The organism is Chryseolinea serpens, from assembly GCF_900129725.1.
GTDB classification, from domain to species: Bacteria; Bacteroidota; Bacteroidia; order Cytophagales; family Cyclobacteriaceae; genus Chryseolinea; species Chryseolinea serpens.
Map to the genome: position 1 here is coordinate 583,119 of NZ_FQWQ01000006.1, position 19,032 is coordinate 602,150.

The 19,032-nt window shown below is 49.9% G+C and carries 16 protein-coding genes; 11 read left to right on the forward strand and 5 right to left on the reverse strand.

Going from position 1 to position 19,032, the window contains the following annotated elements; all coding sequences use genetic code 11:
- Positions 1-2: 2 nt before the first annotated feature.
- The 4 genes from coaE (at position 3) to BUB30_RS34040 (ending at position 6,182) form a co-directional block, all read left to right on the forward strand.
- Positions 3-623 (forward strand): dephospho-CoA kinase, encoded by a 621-nt coding sequence (coaE, locus tag BUB30_RS34025; protein ID WP_073143400.1) that lies wholly within the window; start codon positions 3-5, stop codon positions 621-623.
- Between the two features lie 61 nt (positions 624-684).
- Complete coding sequence (locus tag BUB30_RS34030; RefSeq protein WP_178377252.1) at positions 685-1,725, forward strand: efflux RND transporter periplasmic adaptor subunit; 1,041 nt, start codon at positions 685-687, stop codon at positions 1,723-1,725.
- Between the two features lie 31 nt (positions 1,726-1,756).
- Complete coding sequence (locus BUB30_RS34035; RefSeq protein WP_073143404.1) at positions 1,757-4,873, forward strand: efflux RND transporter permease subunit; 3,117 nt, start codon at positions 1,757-1,759, stop codon at positions 4,871-4,873.
- On the forward strand, positions 4,863-6,182 hold the full coding sequence (locus BUB30_RS34040; RefSeq protein WP_178377253.1) for a TolC family protein: 1,320 nt from the start codon (positions 4,863-4,865) through the stop codon (positions 6,180-6,182). The genes BUB30_RS34035 and BUB30_RS34040 overlap by 11 nt, the downstream gene beginning before the upstream one ends.
- A 40-nt stretch (positions 6,183-6,222) precedes the next feature.
- Here BUB30_RS34040 and BUB30_RS34045 read toward each other — a convergent pair whose 3' ends face one another.
- The gene (locus BUB30_RS34045; protein ID WP_073143407.1) at positions 6,223-6,438 is read right to left on the reverse strand and encodes a helix-turn-helix domain-containing protein; all 216 of its coding nucleotides are present in this window, start codon (positions 6,436-6,438) and stop codon (positions 6,223-6,225) included.
- A gap of 109 nt (positions 6,439-6,547) precedes the next feature.
- On the opposite strand from BUB30_RS34045, the gene BUB30_RS34050 reads away from it, so the two are divergent.
- Positions 6,548-6,829 carry a hypothetical protein gene (locus BUB30_RS34050; RefSeq protein WP_073143409.1) on the forward strand — a complete coding sequence of 94 codons (282 nt, stop codon included), beginning with the start codon at positions 6,548-6,550 and terminating at the stop codon, positions 6,827-6,829.
- Positions 6,830-7,053: 224 nt separating this feature from the next.
- A complete protein-coding gene (locus BUB30_RS34055; RefSeq protein WP_073143410.1) occupies positions 7,054-8,241 on the forward strand; it encodes an acetyltransferase domain-containing protein in 1,188 nt (395 codons plus the stop codon).
- 54 nt (positions 8,242-8,295) lie between these two features.
- Here BUB30_RS34055 and BUB30_RS34060 read toward each other — a convergent pair whose 3' ends face one another.
- Positions 8,296-9,033 (reverse strand): BamJ family beta-barrel-assembly machinery protein, encoded by a 738-nt coding sequence (locus BUB30_RS34060; RefSeq protein ID WP_143165192.1) that lies wholly within the window; start codon positions 9,031-9,033, stop codon positions 8,296-8,298.
- Between the two features lie 178 nt (positions 9,034-9,211).
- Between BUB30_RS34060 and BUB30_RS34065 the strand changes: the two genes are divergently transcribed.
- On the forward strand, positions 9,212-9,502 hold the full coding sequence (locus BUB30_RS34065; protein ID WP_073143412.1) for a DUF1330 domain-containing protein: 291 nt from the start codon (positions 9,212-9,214) through the stop codon (positions 9,500-9,502).
- A gap of 19 nt (positions 9,503-9,521) precedes the next feature.
- Here BUB30_RS34065 and BUB30_RS34070 read toward each other — a convergent pair whose 3' ends face one another.
- From BUB30_RS34070 to BUB30_RS34080, 3 genes are all read right to left on the reverse strand, one after another.
- Entirely contained in the window at positions 9,522-10,664 is a 1,143-nt protein-coding gene (locus BUB30_RS34070) for a glycoside hydrolase family 5 protein (RefSeq protein ID WP_073143413.1), read from the reverse strand.
- A 143-nt stretch (positions 10,665-10,807) separates the two neighbouring features.
- Positions 10,808-12,586 (reverse strand): glycoside hydrolase family 15 protein, encoded by a 1,779-nt coding sequence (locus BUB30_RS34075; RefSeq protein ID WP_073143415.1) that lies wholly within the window; start codon positions 12,584-12,586, stop codon positions 10,808-10,810.
- A gap of 3 nt (positions 12,587-12,589) precedes the next feature.
- Positions 12,590-14,803, reverse strand: coding sequence for a bifunctional alpha,alpha-trehalose-phosphate synthase (UDP-forming)/trehalose-phosphatase (locus BUB30_RS34080; RefSeq protein WP_073143417.1), 2,214 nt, complete (start codon positions 14,801-14,803; stop codon positions 12,590-12,592).
- Between the two features lie 468 nt (positions 14,804-15,271).
- On the opposite strand from BUB30_RS34080, the gene BUB30_RS34090 reads away from it, so the two are divergent.
- The 4 genes from BUB30_RS34090 (at position 15,272) to BUB30_RS34105 (ending at position 18,913) form a co-directional block, all read left to right on the forward strand.
- Positions 15,272-15,820, forward strand: coding sequence for a hypothetical protein (locus BUB30_RS34090; RefSeq protein WP_073143420.1), 549 nt, complete (start codon positions 15,272-15,274; stop codon positions 15,818-15,820).
- Positions 15,821-16,133: 313 nt separating this feature from the next.
- Positions 16,134-17,354 (forward strand): site-specific integrase, encoded by a 1,221-nt coding sequence (locus BUB30_RS34095; RefSeq protein WP_073143421.1) that lies wholly within the window; start codon positions 16,134-16,136, stop codon positions 17,352-17,354.
- Positions 17,354-18,358 carry a TIR domain-containing protein gene (locus BUB30_RS34100; protein WP_073143423.1) on the forward strand — a complete coding sequence of 335 codons (1,005 nt, stop codon included), beginning with the start codon at positions 17,354-17,356 and terminating at the stop codon, positions 18,356-18,358. The genes BUB30_RS34095 and BUB30_RS34100 overlap by 1 nt, the downstream gene beginning before the upstream one ends.
- Positions 18,359-18,409: 51 nt before the next feature.
- A complete protein-coding gene (locus BUB30_RS34105) occupies positions 18,410-18,913 on the forward strand; it encodes a DUF4365 domain-containing protein (protein WP_073143425.1) in 504 nt (167 codons plus the stop codon).
- Positions 18,914-19,032 lie beyond the last annotated feature (119 nt).

The following is a 19,032-nucleotide window of genomic DNA, read 5'->3' on the forward strand; positions in this document are numbered from 1 at the left end:
TTTTGCATCAACCGCTACAAATTGGCATCACCGGGGGCATTGGCTCAGGCAAAAGCCTGGTCAGCAGAATTTTCCGGGCACTAAACGTACCCACGTATGATGCTGACAGCCACGCGAAAGAACTAATGACCACCGATGGAATACTCGTGCAACAGATCAAGAAAGAATTCGGAGAATTGTCGTTCCATGAGGATGGGAGCCTGAACCGTGGATACTTGAGCCGCACTGTGTTTAATGATGTAGAGAAGTTGGAAAGACTGAACCGTTTGGTGCATCCGCGGGTAGGCCAAAATTACAAACAGTGGGTGGAGCGTAACCGGCACCATCCCTACGTCCTGAAAGAAGCAGCCCTGCTCTTTGAAGCGGGGTCTCATCAATCACTCGACAAAGTTATCGTGGTTCATGCTCCTGAGACCTTGCGAATACAACGTGTGCTCGCCCGAGACCCGCAGCGCACAGAAGAACAAGTAAAAGCCATCATCCGAAACCAAATGCCGGAAGAAGAAAAAATGAAACAGGCAGACCACATTGTCGTAAACGATGAAACAACGTTGCTGATTCCACAGGTTTTGGAGTTGCATCAACAGTTCATCGCTGTCGGTCTCGCTTCTTCACGCGCCTGAACCGGAATCCATCCTTCGTGTTAATCTAAATAGCTATCGAACTTATAATATGCGTTCATTTTTGAGAATCAGTGGAGTATTTTTTGCCGTAGTGGCACTGGCATCGTGCGCGAAAAAGAAAGATTTTGCGACCGGTGGTAAGAAGCCGCAAGGACCGTTGGCGGTGGATGGATTTGTGGTAAGCGCCCGTTCGATCAGCGAAAAAATTGAAGTGCCCGGCTCGTTATTGCCTTTCGAAGAAACACCTATTCGCGCGGAAGTGGGAGGGCGCATCGTGCAATTGAACATCAAAGAGGGTGGTCTCGTCCAGGGTGGAACATTGTTGGTGAAATTGTTCGACAAAGACCTGCAAGCCAGTCTCCACAAGTTGGAAGTACAATTGCAGATCAAACAGAAGACCGAAGAACGCAGCAACGAACTGTTGAAGATCAATGGCATCAGCCAGCAAGACTATGATCTCAGCGCACTCGATGTAGAAAACCTGAAAGCGGATATCGAGTCTACCCGCATCGCCATTTCCAAGACCGAGATCCGCGCGCCGTATACCGGCAGAGTTGGTTTACGCGGCATCAGTCTCGGTTCTTACATCGCGCCAACCGACATTATCACTACGTTGCGCCAGGTTGACAAACTGAAGCTTGAATTTTCCATTCCGGAAAAATATGCCAAGGAGATCGTGGCCGGATATGTAGTCACCTTCATGGTCGACGGCGGCAAGGACTATCACCGCGCCACCGTGATGGCCACCGAAAACAGCGTAGACGCCAACACGCGCACGCTCAAAGTGCGGGCCACGGTGAATGAGAACCACCGCGAGCTGGTGCCTGGCGTATTTGCCAAGGTGAATTTGCAACTGGGTAAGGACGATCAAGCATTGCTGGTGCCTACCCAGGCCATTATTCCCACGGCACGCGACAAGCAAGTCATTATACTCCGAAAAGACAGCGCCTCCTATACGGTGGTCGAAACCGGTATCCGCGACTCAGCCTTTGTTCAGATTGTGAAAGGGCTGAAAGTTGGCGACACCGTGATCACCACCGGGTTAATGGCCATCCGGCCGAATGCAAAGATTAAAGTCATGCGGGTTTCGTCCCAGAAGTGACAGGATCATTTTTTTCTAACGTCTTGAGGTTATGAACATATCAGAAGTAAGTTTAAAACGTCCCGTCCTGGCGTTTGTGATGAACATCATCATTGTGCTGTTTGGGATCATCGGTTTTAAATTTTTGGGCATTCGCGACTACCCGGCCATCGACCCGCCGAACGTGAACGTGCGCACGAGCTATTCGGGCGCCAACGCCGACATCATCGAGTCGCAGATCACCGAGCCGTTGGAGAAATCCATCAACGGCATCGCCGGTATAAAGAACATCACGTCGTCGTCCAGCCAGGGCACCAGCAACATCAACATTGAGTTCGAATTGGGTGTGGATCTGGAAACCGCCACAAACGACGTGCGCGATAAAGTTTCACAGTCCACGCGTTCACTCCCGCAAGACCTCACGACGCCACCCGTCGTGTCGAAGGCCGACGCCAACTCCGACGCCATCATCTCCATGACGGTGCAGAGCAACACGCGCAATCCGCTTCAACTCACCGAGTATGCGAACAACACGTTGGTGGAGCGGCTGCAAACCATTCCCGGCGTGAGCAGCGTGCAGGTTTGGGGTGAGAAAAAATACGCCATGCGCATCTGGCTCGACCCCGCGAAGCTAAGTGCCTACAGCCTCACGCCCCTGGATGTTCAGGCCGCGTTGAACAAAGAAAACATCGAACTTCCTTCGGGAAAGATCTCGGGCAACAACACCGAACTCACGGTGCGAACCTTTGGAAGACTCTACACGGAAGAAGATTTTGAAAATGTCATCATCAAATCAGCACCCAGCGGCGACATCCGCTTGAAAAATATTGGTGAAGCGGTGCTGGGGCCGGAAAACGAAGAGTCGGTGTTGCGCGAAAGCAACATCCCCATGGTGGGCCTGGCCATCGTGCCACTGCCCGGTTCCAACTATGTAGAGATCGCCAGCGAATTTTACAAACGCCTGGATCAAATCAAAAAAGAGGTGCCGGAAGACATTCAGTTGAGCATTGCCATGGACCAAACGGTGTTCATCCTGCGGTCTATTGAAGAAGTGGAGGAGACCCTCATCATTTCGTTCTTACTGGTGGTGCTCATCATCTATTTGTTCTTCCGCGATTTTGTTATTGCCATTCGCCCACTCATCGACATCCCGGTGTCATTGATTGCCACATTCTTTATCATGTACCTGCTGGGCTTTTCCATCAACGTGCTCACCATGCTGGGCATCGTGCTGGCTACCGGTCTCGTGGTGGATGACGGTATTGTGGTGACGGAAAACATTTACAAGAAATTGGAGGCCGGCATGAATAAATACCAGGCGGCCCTGGAGGGATCGAAAGAGATCTTCTTTGCCGTTATCTCCACGTCCATCACACTGGCTGTGGTGTTCCTGCCGATCTTATTCTTGCAAGGTTTTGTGGGACGTTTGTTCCGCGAATTCGGGATCGTGGTGGCCGGCGCCGTGCTGGTATCGTGCTTTGTGTCGCTCACCCTGACGCCCGTGTTGAGTGTGAAACTCACGCGCAGCCAGCATGAGCACTCGTGGTTCTATCGCGTGACCGAGCCCTTCTTCGCCGGCATGGAAAATGGTTATAGCCGGATGCTGGCGGCGTTCATGCGCGTTCGGTGGGTGGCGTTCGTGATCATCCTGGCGTGTATCGGCTCCTTCCTCATCATCGGTATGAACCTGCAATCGGAGCTCGCACCGATGGAAGACCGCAACCAATTCCGTCTGGCGCTTTCGGCCGTGGAAGGTACTTCCTACGATTACATGGACACGTACGTGCAGGACATGACCAAGTTCGTCATGGACTCCGTTCCGGAATACAGAACCGCCCTTTCCGTGACCGCCCCTGGTTTTTCGGGTGCAGGCTCGGTGAATAGCGGATTTGTTCGCATCACGTTGTCCGATCCCCAGGACCGCAAGCGATCACAACAACAGATCGTGGACTACGTCGGAAAAAATCTGTCGCGTTTTCCGGAAGGCCGCGCGTTTGCCATACAAGAACAAACCATCTCCGTGAACCGGAGAGGAGGGCTCCCCGTTCAATTCGTGATCCAAAACAACAACTTCGACAAATTGCAAAAAGCGCTGCCCAAGTTCCTGGAAGCCGCCAACACGAACCCCGTGTTCCAGGGTGTGGACATCGATTTGAAATTCAATAAGCCCGAATTAAAAGTGGAGATCAACCGCCTGAAGGCTGCCCAACTCGGCGTGAGCGTTCAGGATATAGCCCAGACGTTGCAGTTGGCCTATAGCAACCTGCGCTTTGGATACTTCACCAAGGAGGGCAAACAATACCAGGTGATGGGCCAGGTGGCCCGCCTGGACCGCGATGACCCGGACGATCTCAAGAACCTCTACGTCCGCACGTCGTCGGGTCAGCTCGTTTCGATCGACAACCTGGTGAACGTAGAAGAATCCACCACACCGCCTTCGCTATATCACTTTAACCGCTACAAATCGGCCACGATCTCTGCTGGTCTGGCACCCGGAAAAACAATCGGCGACGGTATCGATGTCATGAACGAAATTAAATCGCAGGTCCTCGACGATACCTTCACCACATCATTGGCAGGCACGTCGCGCGACTACGCAGAAAGCTCGAGCAATACGATGTTTGCGTTTTTGCTGGCCCTCGTGTTGATCTATCTGATCCTTGCCGCACAGTTTGAAAGCTTTGTCGATCCGTTTACGATCCTGTTCACGGTGCCGCTGGCCCTTGCCGGTGCGTTCATTGCGCTTTATATCTTTGGACAAACCCTGAATATTTTCTCGCAGATCGGCATGATCATGCTCATCGGTTTGGTGACGAAAAACGGTATCCTCATCGTGGAGTTTGCAAACCAAAAGCGTGAAGAGGGCATGACGCGGTTAGACGCTGTGCTGGAAGCTTCGCGTCTGCGACTTCGCCCGATCCTGATGACCAGCCTGGCCATGGCCCTGGGTTCGTTGCCGTTGGCATTGTCGCTGGGAGCAGCGTCGACCAGCCGCCGGCCGTTGGGGATTGTGATCGTAGGGGGGGTGATGTTCGCACTGATCCTCACCTTATTTGTGATCCCTGCCATGTATTCGTATTTGTCGCGTAAGAAAAAGCATGTTGACTTTGGTAAAGAATTTAAAAACGAAGAAGTCCCTAAAAAAGCGGAATTGGTTTATGAAGCGTAGGTTATTAACAGCGGTATGCTGTGCTATCATTTTTTCGGGAACCGTTGCCGCGCAGGAAAAGATTGAGTTGGATCAGGTGGTGGCATTGGCATTGGAGCAGAACTATGACGTGAGGCTCTTCAAGACCTATGAACAGCAAGGATCCACCGACGACAAATATTCCGTCGGGGTGTTCTTGCCGGTCATCAACGCTACGGGTAGCCGCACGTGGAACTCTACGGATCAGAAGCAGATCTTGGCCAACGGTACTGAAACGCAACGTCCCGGTGTAAAATCGAACAACTTGAACGCCGGCGTCCAACTGACCTGGACGTTGTTTGACGGAACGAAAATGTTTGCCACGCGCGGTCGGCTTTCAGAAATCGAAGCACAGGGGGAGTTGAACGTGAAGGCCCAAATGGTGAACACCATTGCGCAGGTAGTGAACAACTACTACAACGTGGTGCGCCAGGAGCAACAGTTGAAGGCCATCCTGGAGCAAATGTCGGTGAGCGAAGAGCGCGTGAAGCTGGCCGATCGCCGGTTGCAGGTGGGCACGGGTGCAAAGCCCGAATTGCTGCAAGCCAAGGTGGACCTGAACGCTCAGCGCACGGCCGTGCTGCAACAGGAAACCATCATTCAACAGCTGAAAGACCAGCTGAACGGCCTGGTGAACATGAAGCTACCGCCCAGCTATACCGTGACGGACACGATCATCATCAATCTCGACTTGAAGCAGGAGGACATCGCCTCCAATATCGAGAACACCAACTTCAGTCTGATGTCGTATAAAAAGAATGTCGACGTGGCAGCCTTCGCTCTCCGCGAGCGCCAGGGTGAACGTTATCCCATCTTTAACGCTACAACTTCCTACAACTACTCGCGCGTGATCAACACGCTAGTTATCAACGACTTTACGCTACTGTATAACCAAAACAAGGGCCTCACCTACGGATTCACCTTGAGCATGCCCATCATGAACGGGTTCAACAACCGGCGGAACATACAGCAGGCCCGCATTCTCATCGACCGGCAAACCATTTTATACAACCAGCAAAAGACGCTCGTGGATGTGGGGGTGAAGAATGCGTTTGTGAATTATGATAACGCCAAGAAGGTGTTGCTGATCGAAGAGGAGAACATTTCGGTGGCGAAGGAAAACTTATTCATCTCGCTGGAAAGCTTTAAACGCGGCGTGGCCACCTTCATCGAATTGCGCACCGCCCAACAAAGCTTGGCCGACGCCTACAACCGTTTGATCAACGCCCGCTACCTGGCCAAGATCGCCGAAACGGAACTGCTGCGCCTGAACAGCGGCTTGCTGAAATAATAGCGATCGATGTCGATTTTTTTTGATGAGGGCGTAAGGCTCAGATCTTGAGCAATTCGGCCAGCGTGATCTCCAGGGCGGAGGCTACCTCGTAGAGCGTGTAGGCCGTGGGGTTGGTGGTGCCCCGTTCCAATCGTTCAATGCTTTGGCGATCCTTGAGACAAACACGGGCCAATTCCGCCTGCGACCAGCCTTTCTTTTCCCGCAACAGGACGATCCGCTTCCCCAATTTCCGTGACAATTCCTGCTTTTTCAATCGTTTAGCGTTGTTGAGAGTAAGTTCCAGGAAATGCTTAAAAAATGTGTCATCATACTTGTTGACACCTGGTTTATTCTTTTTTATCTTCCTGTTAAGCTTAGAGTTTATGCCAGCGAAAAAGAAGACAACTAAACGTTCTCCCGCCTTGCCGGCGCCGTTCCGCCTCACGCGGGCCGGCATCCGCGAAGTCAATAACCTCCTGGCGTTCACGTCTCCCGAAGACCTGCGCAACACGCTCATCGAGATGTATCACACCTACATCATGCAGCAGCACCATGCCCTGCCCGTCAACTTCGACACCATGTCGGGTCAGATGTTCATCCTCCTGGAGACCCTTAAGCATCTCCAGCCCTCAGAAAAAAACCGGGATCGTAAGTCAAGGAATTAACCCACACTCGACGTTCAAAGAACAACCCTGAACCCGAATTGTTGGGCCATCCTAAGTCAGCACCAACCAACCGTACCAAATTTTCCATTCCAACCCGATCCTTGCTATTTGCACACGGATCAAAGATCATTTTCACGCCCTTCAAAATTTTGGTGATCATTTTTTTTGCCCATCCCAATCCTTTTTTCGACACCTTCGTTGAATAGAAATCTAATCCCTCTTCCATGATAAAGAGCGCTACAGCCCAACGCATTGAGTCCATAGACCTCCTACGCGGCATTGTGATGATCCTGATGGCCCTTGACCACGTACGCGACTATTTTCACGCCGACGCTTTTCTTTACAATCCTGTCGACCTCAGCAAGACAAGTGTCACTTTATTTTTTACACGTTGGGTCACGCACTTCTGCGCACCCGTGTTTGTTTTCCTGGCCGGCACCTCGGCGTTCCTGGTGGGAAGCCGGAAGGGAAAACAAGAGCTAACCGTTTTCCTGCTCAAGCGCGGTATCTGGTTGGTGGTACTGGAGCTGACGATCATAAATTTTTCATGGTTTTTTAATTTTCATTTTCCCTTGCCTTCGCTGTTTGTGATCTGGGCGTTGGGCATGGGCATGATCATTCTGTCGGTGTGCATCTACCTGCCGTTCCCCGTCATCCTGGGGCTGGGCATCGTGTTGGTGGCCGGTCATAATTTGCTGGACGGCGTTCACGTGGCCGGCGACGGTGCGGGCGCCATCCTGTGGTCGATCCTCCACGAATTCCACTTGTTCACACTGAGTCCCGACCGCAATTTATTCATCGGCTATCCGCTCATTCCCTGGACAGGCATCATGCTGCTGGGCTACTGTTTTGGTACGCTGTATACGTCTTCCGTTGCGGCAGCTGATCGGAAAAAAATATTGGTGTACCTGGGCACTTCTGCCATCGCGTTGTTTATCGTGATCCGCTTCTTCAACAGCTATGGCGATCCCAATCCATGGTCGGTGCAATCTTCTCCGGTCTACACATTCCTGTCGTTCATCAACGTGACAAAATATCCGCCATCGCTGCTCTATGCGCTGATCACACTGGGTCCCGCGCTATTGCTGCTGGCGGGTGTGGAGGCCTGGAGGGGAAGCGTGGCGGCGGCGATCACCACGTTGGGTCGTGTGCCGATGTTCTACTACCTGCTTCATATTTATCTCATCCATATCCTGGCCATCATCGCTGCTTTGGCAACGGGCTACCAGGTGTCTGATATGGTCTTCACCACGTGGGTGACCGACTCCCCGAACCTGAAAGGCTATGGCTTTGGATTGCCCGTGGTGTATCTCGTTTGGTTTGGGGTGGTCGGGGGCTTGTATCCTTTGTGCAAATGGTACGAACGCTATAAAGCAGAGCATCGCGCGCAGTGGTGGCTCAGCTATCTTTAGTCACAAAAAAAATCCCGGAGGTTGTCCGGGATTTTTTTGTTAGGGGGATGCCGATCAATTCACTTTGATCAGTTCCACTTCAAAGATCAGGGTCGAGAAAGGAGGGATGGTTCCTCCGGCGCCTTGCGCACCGTAGGCCAGTTCCTGGGGAATGAACACCACCCACTTGTCGCCTTCGTGCATAAGTTGGAGCACTTCGGTCCAGCCGGGAATGACTTCGTTCACACCAAAGGTAGCGGGCTCGCCACGGTCAACAGAACTGTCGAACACGGTACCGTCGGTGAGCTTGCCAATGTAGTGCACGGTAACTTTGTCCGTGGCCACAGGAGCTTTGCCTTTGCCGGTGGCCAGCACTTTGTATTGCAGACCGCTGGCGGTGGTCTTAATGCCTTCCTTGGCTTTGTTTTCGTTCAGGAATGCGACACCGGCTTGTTTCGCCTTTTCGTTCTTGGCTTCCATGGCACGGGTCATGTATTCCTGGACGGTGGCCATAGCTTCTTGCTGCTCCATTTTCGGCTTCTTGCCTTGGAACACGTCTTTTACAGCAGCAATGAACAGGTCGACGTTGATGGAGTCGCCACCCTGGGTTTTCAGGTTGGAGCCTAAAAGCATGCCCAGGCCATAGCTGGCCTTATCGTGAATGTTGGTGGTGTCGAGGGTAACGATCTTCTCCATTTTGAGCTGCACGATTTGCGACTTCAATGAAGCCACCTCGGCCTGCAATTCTTTCTTGGATTGGGCGAGGAGTGTGGTGCTCACGAGGAGCGAAATACAAAAAACAAATAGTTTCATGAGTATGCGGGAATATTAATAATGCCGCAAAGAAAACAAATAACCACACAAAAAAGTACGTAACCCCCTACAATTTAGCCGAGGTTTTTGCGCGGGCCGGTGACAAATCCGCAAACTCCGTTTACTTTTGGCCTTCCCGCAAAAGCATCGATTTCGTCCATCCTAAAGCAGAAAATACATGAAAGCCTACATTATCGTTGATGTCACCGTGACCGATCCCGTGCGCTACGAAGACTACAAGAAACTGACCCTGGCGTCGCTTCGTCCGTTCGACGGTAAGTTTATCGTGCGTGGCGGTCCCACCGAGGCGCTGGAAGGCGATTGGAAACCGGGCCGCCTCGTGGTGCTGGAATTTCCCTCACCCGAGCAAGCCAAAGCCTGGTGGTCGTCGCCCGGCTATGCGCCGGCCAAAGCCATCCGGCAAGAGGCGTCCACGGCCAATTTGTTGCTGGTAGAAGGCGTGGAGTAATCGATGATGAACCGGCTATCTAGGCATGGCGCGTGATCAGCGTCAGCAGCTCGCGATCCAGTTTCTGACCATGCCAGTCTTCATAGACCACATCGGCGCGGTTGGAGTTGAGCACGCCGAAGTCGCCGCTAAATTCCCAAAGCGCAAAACCGATCTTGTGTTGGTTGAGGATGTCGAGCACATCGCCGAACCAGGCCAGGAAAACTTTGTGGGGTGTTTTGTTCCAGCAGCCACACTCGCCGCAGTGGACACCAATTCCTTTTTGTACCAGCTCGCCCCAGGGCTTGTAATAATCTTCCAGCATCTGGCGGCTTAAATATTTGTCGCCCACCTGGCCGGGCCATTTGGGTTCGGGCAAGTGCTCGGGATCTTTGTTGGCCCAGGGTGCTTTATAATGCGAGATGATTCCCGGCATATAGCCACGGCAACTTTGCGAAATGTTCAGGTCCAACAATTCAGAAATAACATTGTTGCCCACCTGGTTGCCATCGGCCAGCACAATGCGCGCGGGATTTTCTTTGTGGATCACATCCAGGGCGCCCTTGGCCACCTTGCGATATAACTCGCCCGGAACAGCACTCGACTTCGAGAGCTGGTCGTTCATGTCTTCGCGCATGGCCGGTTCGTTCAACAGATCGAAGCTGATCTTTTCTTTGCTGATGCTTTTGTAGCGCTTCGCCCAGAAACTCCAGTGATAATAGAAAGCGTCTTGCGCGGCCTGATCTTTCCAGAGATTGAAGGGTTCATGAAAACCCGCATTGATGCAATACCCCGGCGCGCGATGCAGATTCAGGCTCACATGGATGTTGAACTTGTGAGCCATCTCCACCAGTGCATCTATTTTTTCCACCGCCTTCAGATTGATCTTGTAGGTGTCTTCGGCGGTGATGTCTTTTGTTCGATCGATGTCGAGGTAATATGGATAAGCAATGGGAATCCTTACGAAATCAAATCCCCAGTCGCGCATCCATTCAAAATGATCGGCGCTCGTGCCGCCGCGGGAGTGCTCGGGGTTTGGGGAAAAGAAATCCAGTAGATTAAAACCGCGCCATTGCGGAAGTTTGTTTTTCGTTTGGAATGCCGTGGCCCACGCCTGCGACCCGGCCAGACCAAGGGCGGCTGTGGTCATGGCGGATTGTGTGATGAATGTTCTTCGTTTCATAAGGTTGGGGGAGTTGCTAGAACAAGATAGGCATAAGGCATAGCGTCGTCGCACCGCTGATATAAAAATTTTTCCAACGATGTCGAGGTTTCGACAAGCCTGAAATAAACAGCGCTACCAATCGAGGTGGTAAGCGGGCGTTGCTAGAATTTAAAGCTCGGCAAGTCTAGTTTTTTTGAGATCCGAAAGACCGCGTTGATCAATCCCACATGACTGTAGGTTTGCGGATAGTTGCCCCACTGCGATCCGTCCAGACCCACGTCTTCGCTGAAGATGCCGAGGTGATTGGCATACGGCAAAATGCCATTCAAAGTCTTGATGGCATCGTCTACACGACCGACGCACGCCAGCGCGTCGACATACCAGAACGCGCACACCAGAAACGTGGCCTCTGGCTTGCCAAAATCATCCTGGTGGACGTAGCGGTAAAAAAGTCCCTGGTCGGTGCGCAGCAGACCCTCCAGGGCCTTCAAATGTTGTTGTGCTTTAGGCGATGCGGGATCGAGATAGTTCATGGTGATGAGCTTGAGCGTGCTGGCGTCCAGGTGTTCCGAGCCCAGCGCCTGGCGGTAGACACCGGCGGCGGGGTCGTAGCATTTTTCAATACGCTCCACGCTCATTTTCAGTAGCCGCGAGGCGCGTTGCACCAACTCATTGTCCTTCATCAGCGTACCGATCTTGAGCGCGGCATGGCATCCCGCCCAATGAAAAAGCAGTGTGTAGGTATGGATCTGTTTCACATTCCGGAATTCCCACAAGCCTGCATCTGGTTCGTCGAGCGTGACTTCGATCCAATGCAGCAAGCGCGTGACCAGTGGTTTATATAAGCGCTTTTTGGAAAAACTCAGGCGCTTGTCGGTAAAGAGCGGCAACAATCCCACGAGCACCTGGCCATAGACATCGTTCTGAATTTGTTCATAGGCTTTGTTGCCCACGCGCACCGGCTGGTTGCCCAGGTAGCCTTGCAACGGAAGATGGATCTCTTCAATATCTTTTTGCCCGGTGATGGTATACAAGGGCTGCATGCGATCGCCATCGCGCATTAAAATATTCTGAATGTATTCAAAATAACTCTCCAACTCATCGAAGTGACCCATTTCGTTGAAGGCCTTCAAAGTGTAGTACGAATCGCGAAACCAGCAATAGCGATAGTCCCAGGTGCGTGCGCTGCCATGGTGCTCGGGCAAGCTCGTGGTGCCGGAGGCGATGATGCCACCCGTGTCTTCATATTGATGCAACTTGAGCACGAGTGCCGAACGGATCACACTGTCCTGGTACATGTCGGGCACATAGGTGCTCTTGATCCAGGTTTGCCAATGGCGCACGGTCTTGTTGATGAAATCTTCCGCCGTCGCTTTGAGCGGGGCTTCCAACGGTTCCCCATAGGTGAAAACCAGGTAACGGTTCTGGTCCAGAACGAAATCCTGTTCCTCCCGGATATAAGACAGCGACAAATCCGTGGTGAGCCGCGTCTGCATATCAAAATTGAGAAAGCGGATGTGATTGCTGCCCGTCACCACCTCCGGGATCATATTGCCATAGTCGCCCACCGGCGCGCATTTCACTTTGATGACCGGGTTGCCCTCGATCAATTCCAGTTTTCGGATCAACATCAACGGCTTGAAGAAGCGCTCGAACTGAAAAAATCGCGGCGCACAATCGATCACCCTGAACTTGCCCTGGGCGCATTCAAATTCCGTACACAACACATTGGTGCTGTCGATGTAATACTGGCGGCTCGTGAATTCGCCCTGGGGAACAATGGAAAATTCGCCTCCCCGTTTCTCGTCCAGCAACGATCCAAACAGGAAAGAGCTGTCGAAGCGGGGCAGGCACATCCATTTCACATAAGCATGCGTGTCGATGTAGGCGATATAGGAACAGTTTCCTACCAGGCCCATGTTATAGCGATGAATACCCATACGTTAATCAACCAGTTGATGAAGCAGACCGAGAACTTCCTTTTGTGACGGCACCGTGTATTGTGCCTGCGTGTGACCCGGCCCCACCTTGATCGTGATCCCCTTGTCGGCAAGCGCCTTGAACATGTCTTCGTCCGTTTTATCGTCGCCGATCGCCAGCACAAAATCGGAGGGGTTTTCCTGGATCAGGTTGCGGGCCGCTACGCCCTTGTCCACGCCGGCCACGCGCACTTCAATCACTTTGTTGCCGTCGATCACCTGCAGTTGCGCATTGCGCACCAAATGATATAAGTTGTCCAGCAACTCACGCGAACGCACAAATCCCAACTCGGCATCCACGTTGCGATAGTGCCACGCCAGTGTGTGATCTTTTTCTTCCACAAACGAACCGAGACTGCGCTGCGTGAACAGGTCGAGCATCGGACGGATCAGCGGCTTCCACGATTGATCGGCAGACTGCTCGTTCCACGTTCCTTCCGGGTGGCGTATAGCGGCGCCGTGTTCTGCCACAAGATTTATCGGTAGATTTCGAAACCAACCCTCCAGCAACGGATACGCCCGGCCGCTAATGATCGTGACCTGCGTGCGATCGTCGGCCGAAAGCCGGGCCAGCAATTGCAACAGGCTCTTATCGGGCACGGCTTCCCTCGGATGTTTCGCGAAGGGAACAAGCGTGCCATCGTAGTCGAGAAAAAGATGACGGCTGTTGGCGGCCTTGAATGCCGTGGCAATGGAAGTGCGTGCGGCGCGGTTCACATATTTGGTCTCCTGCTCTTTTTGCAGCTCTTTCACCTCCTGGAGCTGCTTCAGGAAATCGTTCACCCAATGAATGACGGTGTACTCCTGCAGACGTTGCTGAAGGATGGCCATGTTTTGTTTTTGAGTTTCCTCTGGTTGGGTAAGGGCTGTAAAGATGGCCTGGGCCATTTCTTCTTTGTCTACCGGATTCACGAGGATGGCCTCTCCCAATTCACTGGCTGCACCTGCGAGCTCGCTGAGAATAAGCGTGCCACGACCATCGCGCTGGCTGGCCACATATTCCTTGGCTACGAGATTCATACCATCGCGCAACGGCGTGATCAACCCGATGTCGGCCGACTGATACAGGGCCGACAATTCAGCAAACGATAAATGACTATAGCGATAAATGATCGGCTGCCACGTCAGGGTGGAGTATTTGCCATTGATGCGGCCCACCTGCTCTTCGATGAGCTTGCGCCGTTGATTGTATTTGGAGATGATCTGCCGCGAAGGCACGACCACCATGATAAACACCACCTTTTCGCGCCACGTGCCATGTTGTTCCAGGAATCGCTCAAAGCCCGCCAGCCGGTGTGTAACACCCTTGGTATAGTCCAGCCGGTCGACCGAAAAAATAATTTTTCGCGAGCCGAAGTTCTTGAGGACAACTTCCTTTTGCTGTTTTACAGGGAGCTGGTCCGAAGCATGATTGAATTTTTCATAGTCGATGCCCAAGGGAAAAAGATCGGCCTTCACGATGCGGTCATTCACGTAGATGGCGCGATAATAGTGATCCAACCCCGCCACCATGCGCACCGTTTTCAAAAAGTGCTGTACATATTCCTGTGTATGAAAACCCAGGAGATCGGCACCGAGCAAGCCGTGAATGATTTTTTCTTTCCACGACCGGTGCATCAGGCGGAAGATCTCGAAGTTGGGGAACGGAATGTGCAGAAAGAATCCGATGGTGGCGTCGGGCATCATTTTGCGGATCATGCAAGGGAGCAGCATCAGCTGGTAGTCGTGGATCCACAACAGATCGCCTGGTTTTAAGAAAGCGATCAGCTTGTCGGCAAAGCGTTGGTTCACTTCTTCATAGGCGCGAAACGTGTCGTCGTCGAATTCGACAAAGGAGGGGAAGTAATGAAATAGTGGCCAGAGCGTGGCGTTGCAGAAGCCGTTGTAGAAACGGTTGTATAATTTTGTGTCGAGAAAGAGCGGCTCTACTTCAAAATCCTGGGGACGTCTTTTTTTATCGTGCTTAAAACCTTCCCATCGCTTTTCCGGAAAGTCGGCTGAGCCAATCCACCATTTTTCATCGAACGCGTGGGAGCTCTCTCGTTCAAAGTAACTTTTCAGGGCACTCACCAGCCCTCCGTCGCTCTCCTTCAGCGTGATCCTCTTGTTTTTCTCCAACAGTTGAAACGGCAGCCGGTTCGACACCAGAACAAGCCTCCGGTTTTTCTTTTCTTCCATATCCCGGGGTTAAGGGTAAAACAGGGTTCGAGACAAATGGAAAGCATGCAACAACCGTCCCAAAGCGTGGCTGAACAGGGTTTTTTCCACAGAGGTGCCTTTCGATCAGCAGAAATCGAATTCCGAAGCCTTTATAAGGCTATGAGCGATTCGAAAAAAATAGACGTCTCACGGGAAGGGGAGTTCGTTGATGGCGCGCTGCCGATGAAACTGTGGTAAAGATTCCACACATAGTTGACTAGCAAAATATATTCCGATAGGGATGGGATATTAGCCCGGCATGAGACGATGCATTAAGTGGAGCAACTACGTGGTTAATCGAATATTTGAAAAGTAACAATCTTGGCGTAAATTGGAATACATGAGCCCACTCCAGCGGAAACTAATTTTGCTGGGTGGGCTCATTTTTTATTTGTCGGCCTGGATTGCAACTAATCATGATTTTATAGCCACTAAATATACCTCAATATGAAAGCCAAGCTAACACTCCTGGGATTACTATTTTTCCTTTACCAAAATTGTTCGGGACAACAGGAAGACGACGTAACCTGCGGAAACTTAAAATCAGTGGTCTCTTTTCTTTCGAAATGGAGCCGCAAAGATACTGTTGTAAGTTATCCCCTACTCAGTCAAAGAGAAAGAGCAAAATTGGGGCATCCGATGTTACTTGGAGATGAGAGGCGATTTTACAGCAGTGCTGCAAGCTTACCATTGGAAGCTGCCAGTGAATTCGGCATAGACAATGACGGCCATTGCTCTTATACGGTCTATTTTGGATCCTACTCGAAGGACCAGATAGACGCCGAAGGAAAGAAGTTACGAGATCGGGTACTCTCATGTTTGAAGTCAACGGACTGGACGATTTTTGATGATAAGGAAACTTTAGACAAGACGCAGGCTTACCTATTCATGTCCTATAGCCGTGTAGATATCCAAGTTGCCATCTCACGAACCTCGAGAAAAAATTCCGATCAATATTGGTTGGCCATGACAATGTTTCGATTTACTCCCTTGTGAAGTCTGTGTTCTGGAGCTTTGAAATATTGCGGGTTGATTTTGGTGAAGGCGGACCCATATGAAAGAATCGCTAAAATCACATGCAAATAAAAAAGCCACTTACAAATTGCTTTGTAAGTGGCCGTATCCGTGGGAGCTGAGGGGTTCGAACCCCCGACCCTCTGCTTGTAAGGCATAGTTTTTATGATTTCATGTGGTGTCATTTGTTTTAATTTAGCCAAAATTCGCGATTTTTGACTCATTTTGAGTACCTTTGAAAACACTTAAATCCAGTATTTGAGTGCAAATGAAGTGCAAATAAAACCCTTGTTTTGTGAATTCTAGCATAGTTCTTAGTCTCGATACCCGCCGCGAAAAAGCGGATAAAACTTATCCTATTATACTCCGATTAAGCCACAACGGCAAAACGACCGGCATTTCGACTGGATATTCCGTCCCCGAGACTTCCTGGGATGAGGAAAGCCGCCAGATTAAGAAAAGCTATAAGGGTTTGGAGAATGTCACTCGCATAAACAACCTTCTAGTTAAAGAGCGGTCAAAGGCTCTGGATATTATAGCCCGGCTTCATGATAGGAACGAACTAGACTATTTATCCATTACGGAACTGAAAGGCCTGATCTCGGCCGATGGAAACAAAGAAACTTTTTTCCAATACACTGAAAAGCAAATCAAGGAGCTTATCAAGCTTAACCGGATTGGCAATGCCCGTAATTATAGCAACATCTTGAGAGAGGTCAAAAAATTCCGTAATGAGGTGGACTTTCCTTTTCGCGAATTGAACTACACCTTCTTGAAGAAATTTGAAAGCTACTATTTCGAAAAAGGACTTAGCGAAAATGGCTTGTCCGTCTATATGCGTGGAGTTCGCGCTATCCTGAACAAAGCAATTGCCGACAAACTTGTTGAAAAAGAAGCTTATCCTTTCGACCAATATACGATACCGAGCAAGCCAACAAAAAAACGTGCAATCAGCCTCAGTGCTATTCAAAAGATCGTTAAACTAAAACTCGCCCCAAAAACCAATCTCGCTGAATCAAGAAACATTTTTCTTATAAGCTTCTATATGATGGGCGCACCTTTTATTGATCTCGCATTTCTTAAAAAGGAGAACATTGTAGATGGACGCATTCAATATCGCAGGCGAAAGACTGGAAAGTTTTTTGATATCAAGATTACAGAAAAGCTTAAACCTATTCTGAATCACTATATCAAAGGCAAAGAAAAAAATGAATACCTTTTACCAATTATCAAAAGAACTGAACTTGTCGATCAGTATAAAGATATTCAATGGGCGCAAAAGCGATACAATAAGCGCCTAAAGGACATCGCAGATAAAGCTGGTATTCAGGAAAAGCTAACTTCCTATGTCAGTCGCCATTCATTTGCGTCTTTGGCTAATAACATGGCCATACCTGTGACAGCGATTAGCGAAATGCTTGGGCACCAAAAACTAAGTACCACTCAGGTTTACTTGGCTGGGCTTCAAAAAGATGCTATTGATAATTATAATGAATCAATCTTAAAAGGACTCTAATGGCACGTATTGTCGAATTTGATATCGCTCTTTCGTTTGCTGGTGAGGATCGACCCTTTGTCGATAAAGTAGCACATATTTTGAAGAGCAAGGGCATCAGTGTATTCTATGACAAGTTTGAAGAAGAAAACCTGTGGGGGAAAAATCTTTACGACTATCTAAGTGATGTATATCGAAATAAAGCTCTCTACACGGTTATGTTTGTTTCGGAACATTATAATAAGAAACTGTGGGCAAATCACGAACGTCAAGCGATGCAAAGCAGAGCCTTTCAAGAGAATCAAGAGTATATTCTTCCAGCAAGATTCGACAATACCGAGATACCTGGAATGTTGCCGACTATCGGTTATATATCTTTAAAGGGTAGAACTGCTGAAGAGTTCGCAGAGATCATTTGCAAGAAGCTTGTGTTAAGCGGAAGGACTATACCAAGTGAAAATATTCGTAAGAGTTTATCACCTCTTACGATTGTTCCAAAAGTAAGCCCTTCTCGCGTTTCCGTTACAGTAAAAAATGAAAAAGACGAACCTATCACCGGAGCAAGTGTATTACTATTGGCAGATAACAATACTTATCTACAAGGCGCAACTGATAGCGCTGGTAAAGCAACATTCGAGATATCCACAAGAAGAAATTATAAGCTTTATTTCGCGCACGATAACTATCCTGCATACATAGTTGAAAAGATTGATCCATCAAATGACTTGGCTATTACAATCCATTCATCCGAGAACATTGGATCAATAATTTGTCCGCATCGACAGGGGCACATACCTGGTTTCAAAGGCCGTCTAAATCCAAAATTAGATGCACAGGATCGCACTTACTTGTATGCTGACAACATTGCTGTTAATGGAGGGAAAGCTCAACCCGTTGCATTCAAAGTGAATGAGCCGCTGGATCTTGAAGATTGTGATGGCTTGATTGTGCAAATAACTGTAAGGGATATTCAAGGTGACTCATGTCTAATCGAATTTGTGAAACCAGTTGTTAAAGAGGTTTAAGTGCGGACATTAGATCATCGCTAATCTGTCTTGAAGAAAACAGGAGGTTATATGACATCAAAGAAGTTTCCAATCCGTCCCCGTTCACATGCATTAGAAGATAAATCAGAGAATTTCTTCAAAAGCATTGTCCCTCCTGAATGGATAGTTCGCAGACTCGACCGCGACTATGGCAGAGACATTCAGGTTGAAATCACACAGGGAAATGAAGCTCGTGGTGAAGAATTCACTGTACAACTGAAAGCCTCGGACGCATCTACTGGCTCCGGTGATAATGAACGTCAGGTATTTAAAGTAACGACCTACAACTATCTAAAGCGAATTCTGCCGGTCGTTATGATTGTTAAGTATGTAGACTCAGAACATGAAGCGTACTGGATTTGGTTGAGAGATATTCCTGAGCCATCCCTAGATCAGGAAACATTTACAATTCATATCCCCCGAACAAATCAATATTCACGTATTGATTGGGGCAAAGTCGTATCACACGTTGATGCGGTAACTGGCGCTAAGCTAGATGCGGGACTTGCGTTAAGAAGTATTCAGCCAAAATGATTTAATAAAAAAGCGTGGTGTTGCCTGGAGATTCCGAGTAACGTGACCACCAATTTCCGGATGAAAGTGACCACCTGATTTCGGGGCAAAGTGACCACCGTTTTCCGGGGCAAATTGAC

Coding starts and splice junctions, on each gene's coding strand:
- BUB30_RS34050 (WP_073143409.1), top strand. CDS start 6,548: ATGCCAGCGAAAAAGAAGACAACTAAACGTTCTCCCGCCTTGCCGGCG.
- BUB30_RS34080 (WP_073143417.1), bottom strand. CDS start 14,803: ATGGAAGAAAAGAAAAACCGGAGGCTTGTTCTGGTGTCGAACCGGCTG.
- BUB30_RS34055 (WP_073143410.1), top strand. CDS start 7,054: ATGATAAAGAGCGCTACAGCCCAACGCATTGAGTCCATAGACCTCCTA.
- BUB30_RS34070 (WP_073143413.1), bottom strand. CDS start 10,664: ATGAAACGAAGAACATTCATCACACAATCCGCCATGACCACAGCCGCC.
- BUB30_RS34090 (WP_073143420.1), top strand. CDS start 15,272: ATGAAAGCCAAGCTAACACTCCTGGGATTACTATTTTTCCTTTACCAA.
- BUB30_RS34100 (WP_073143423.1), top strand. CDS start 17,354: ATGGCACGTATTGTCGAATTTGATATCGCTCTTTCGTTTGCTGGTGAG.
- BUB30_RS34060 (WP_143165192.1), bottom strand. CDS start 9,033: ATGAAACTATTTGTTTTTTGTATTTCGCTCCTCGTGAGCACCACACTC.
- BUB30_RS34040 (WP_178377253.1), top strand. CDS start 4,863: ATGAAGCGTAGGTTATTAACAGCGGTATGCTGTGCTATCATTTTTTCG.
- BUB30_RS34105 (WP_073143425.1), top strand. CDS start 18,410: ATGACATCAAAGAAGTTTCCAATCCGTCCCCGTTCACATGCATTAGAA.
- BUB30_RS34035 (WP_073143404.1), top strand. CDS start 1,757: ATGAACATATCAGAAGTAAGTTTAAAACGTCCCGTCCTGGCGTTTGTG.
- BUB30_RS34065 (WP_073143412.1), top strand. CDS start 9,212: ATGAAAGCCTACATTATCGTTGATGTCACCGTGACCGATCCCGTGCGC.
- BUB30_RS34075 (WP_073143415.1), bottom strand. CDS start 12,586: ATGGGTATTCATCGCTATAACATGGGCCTGGTAGGAAACTGTTCCTAT.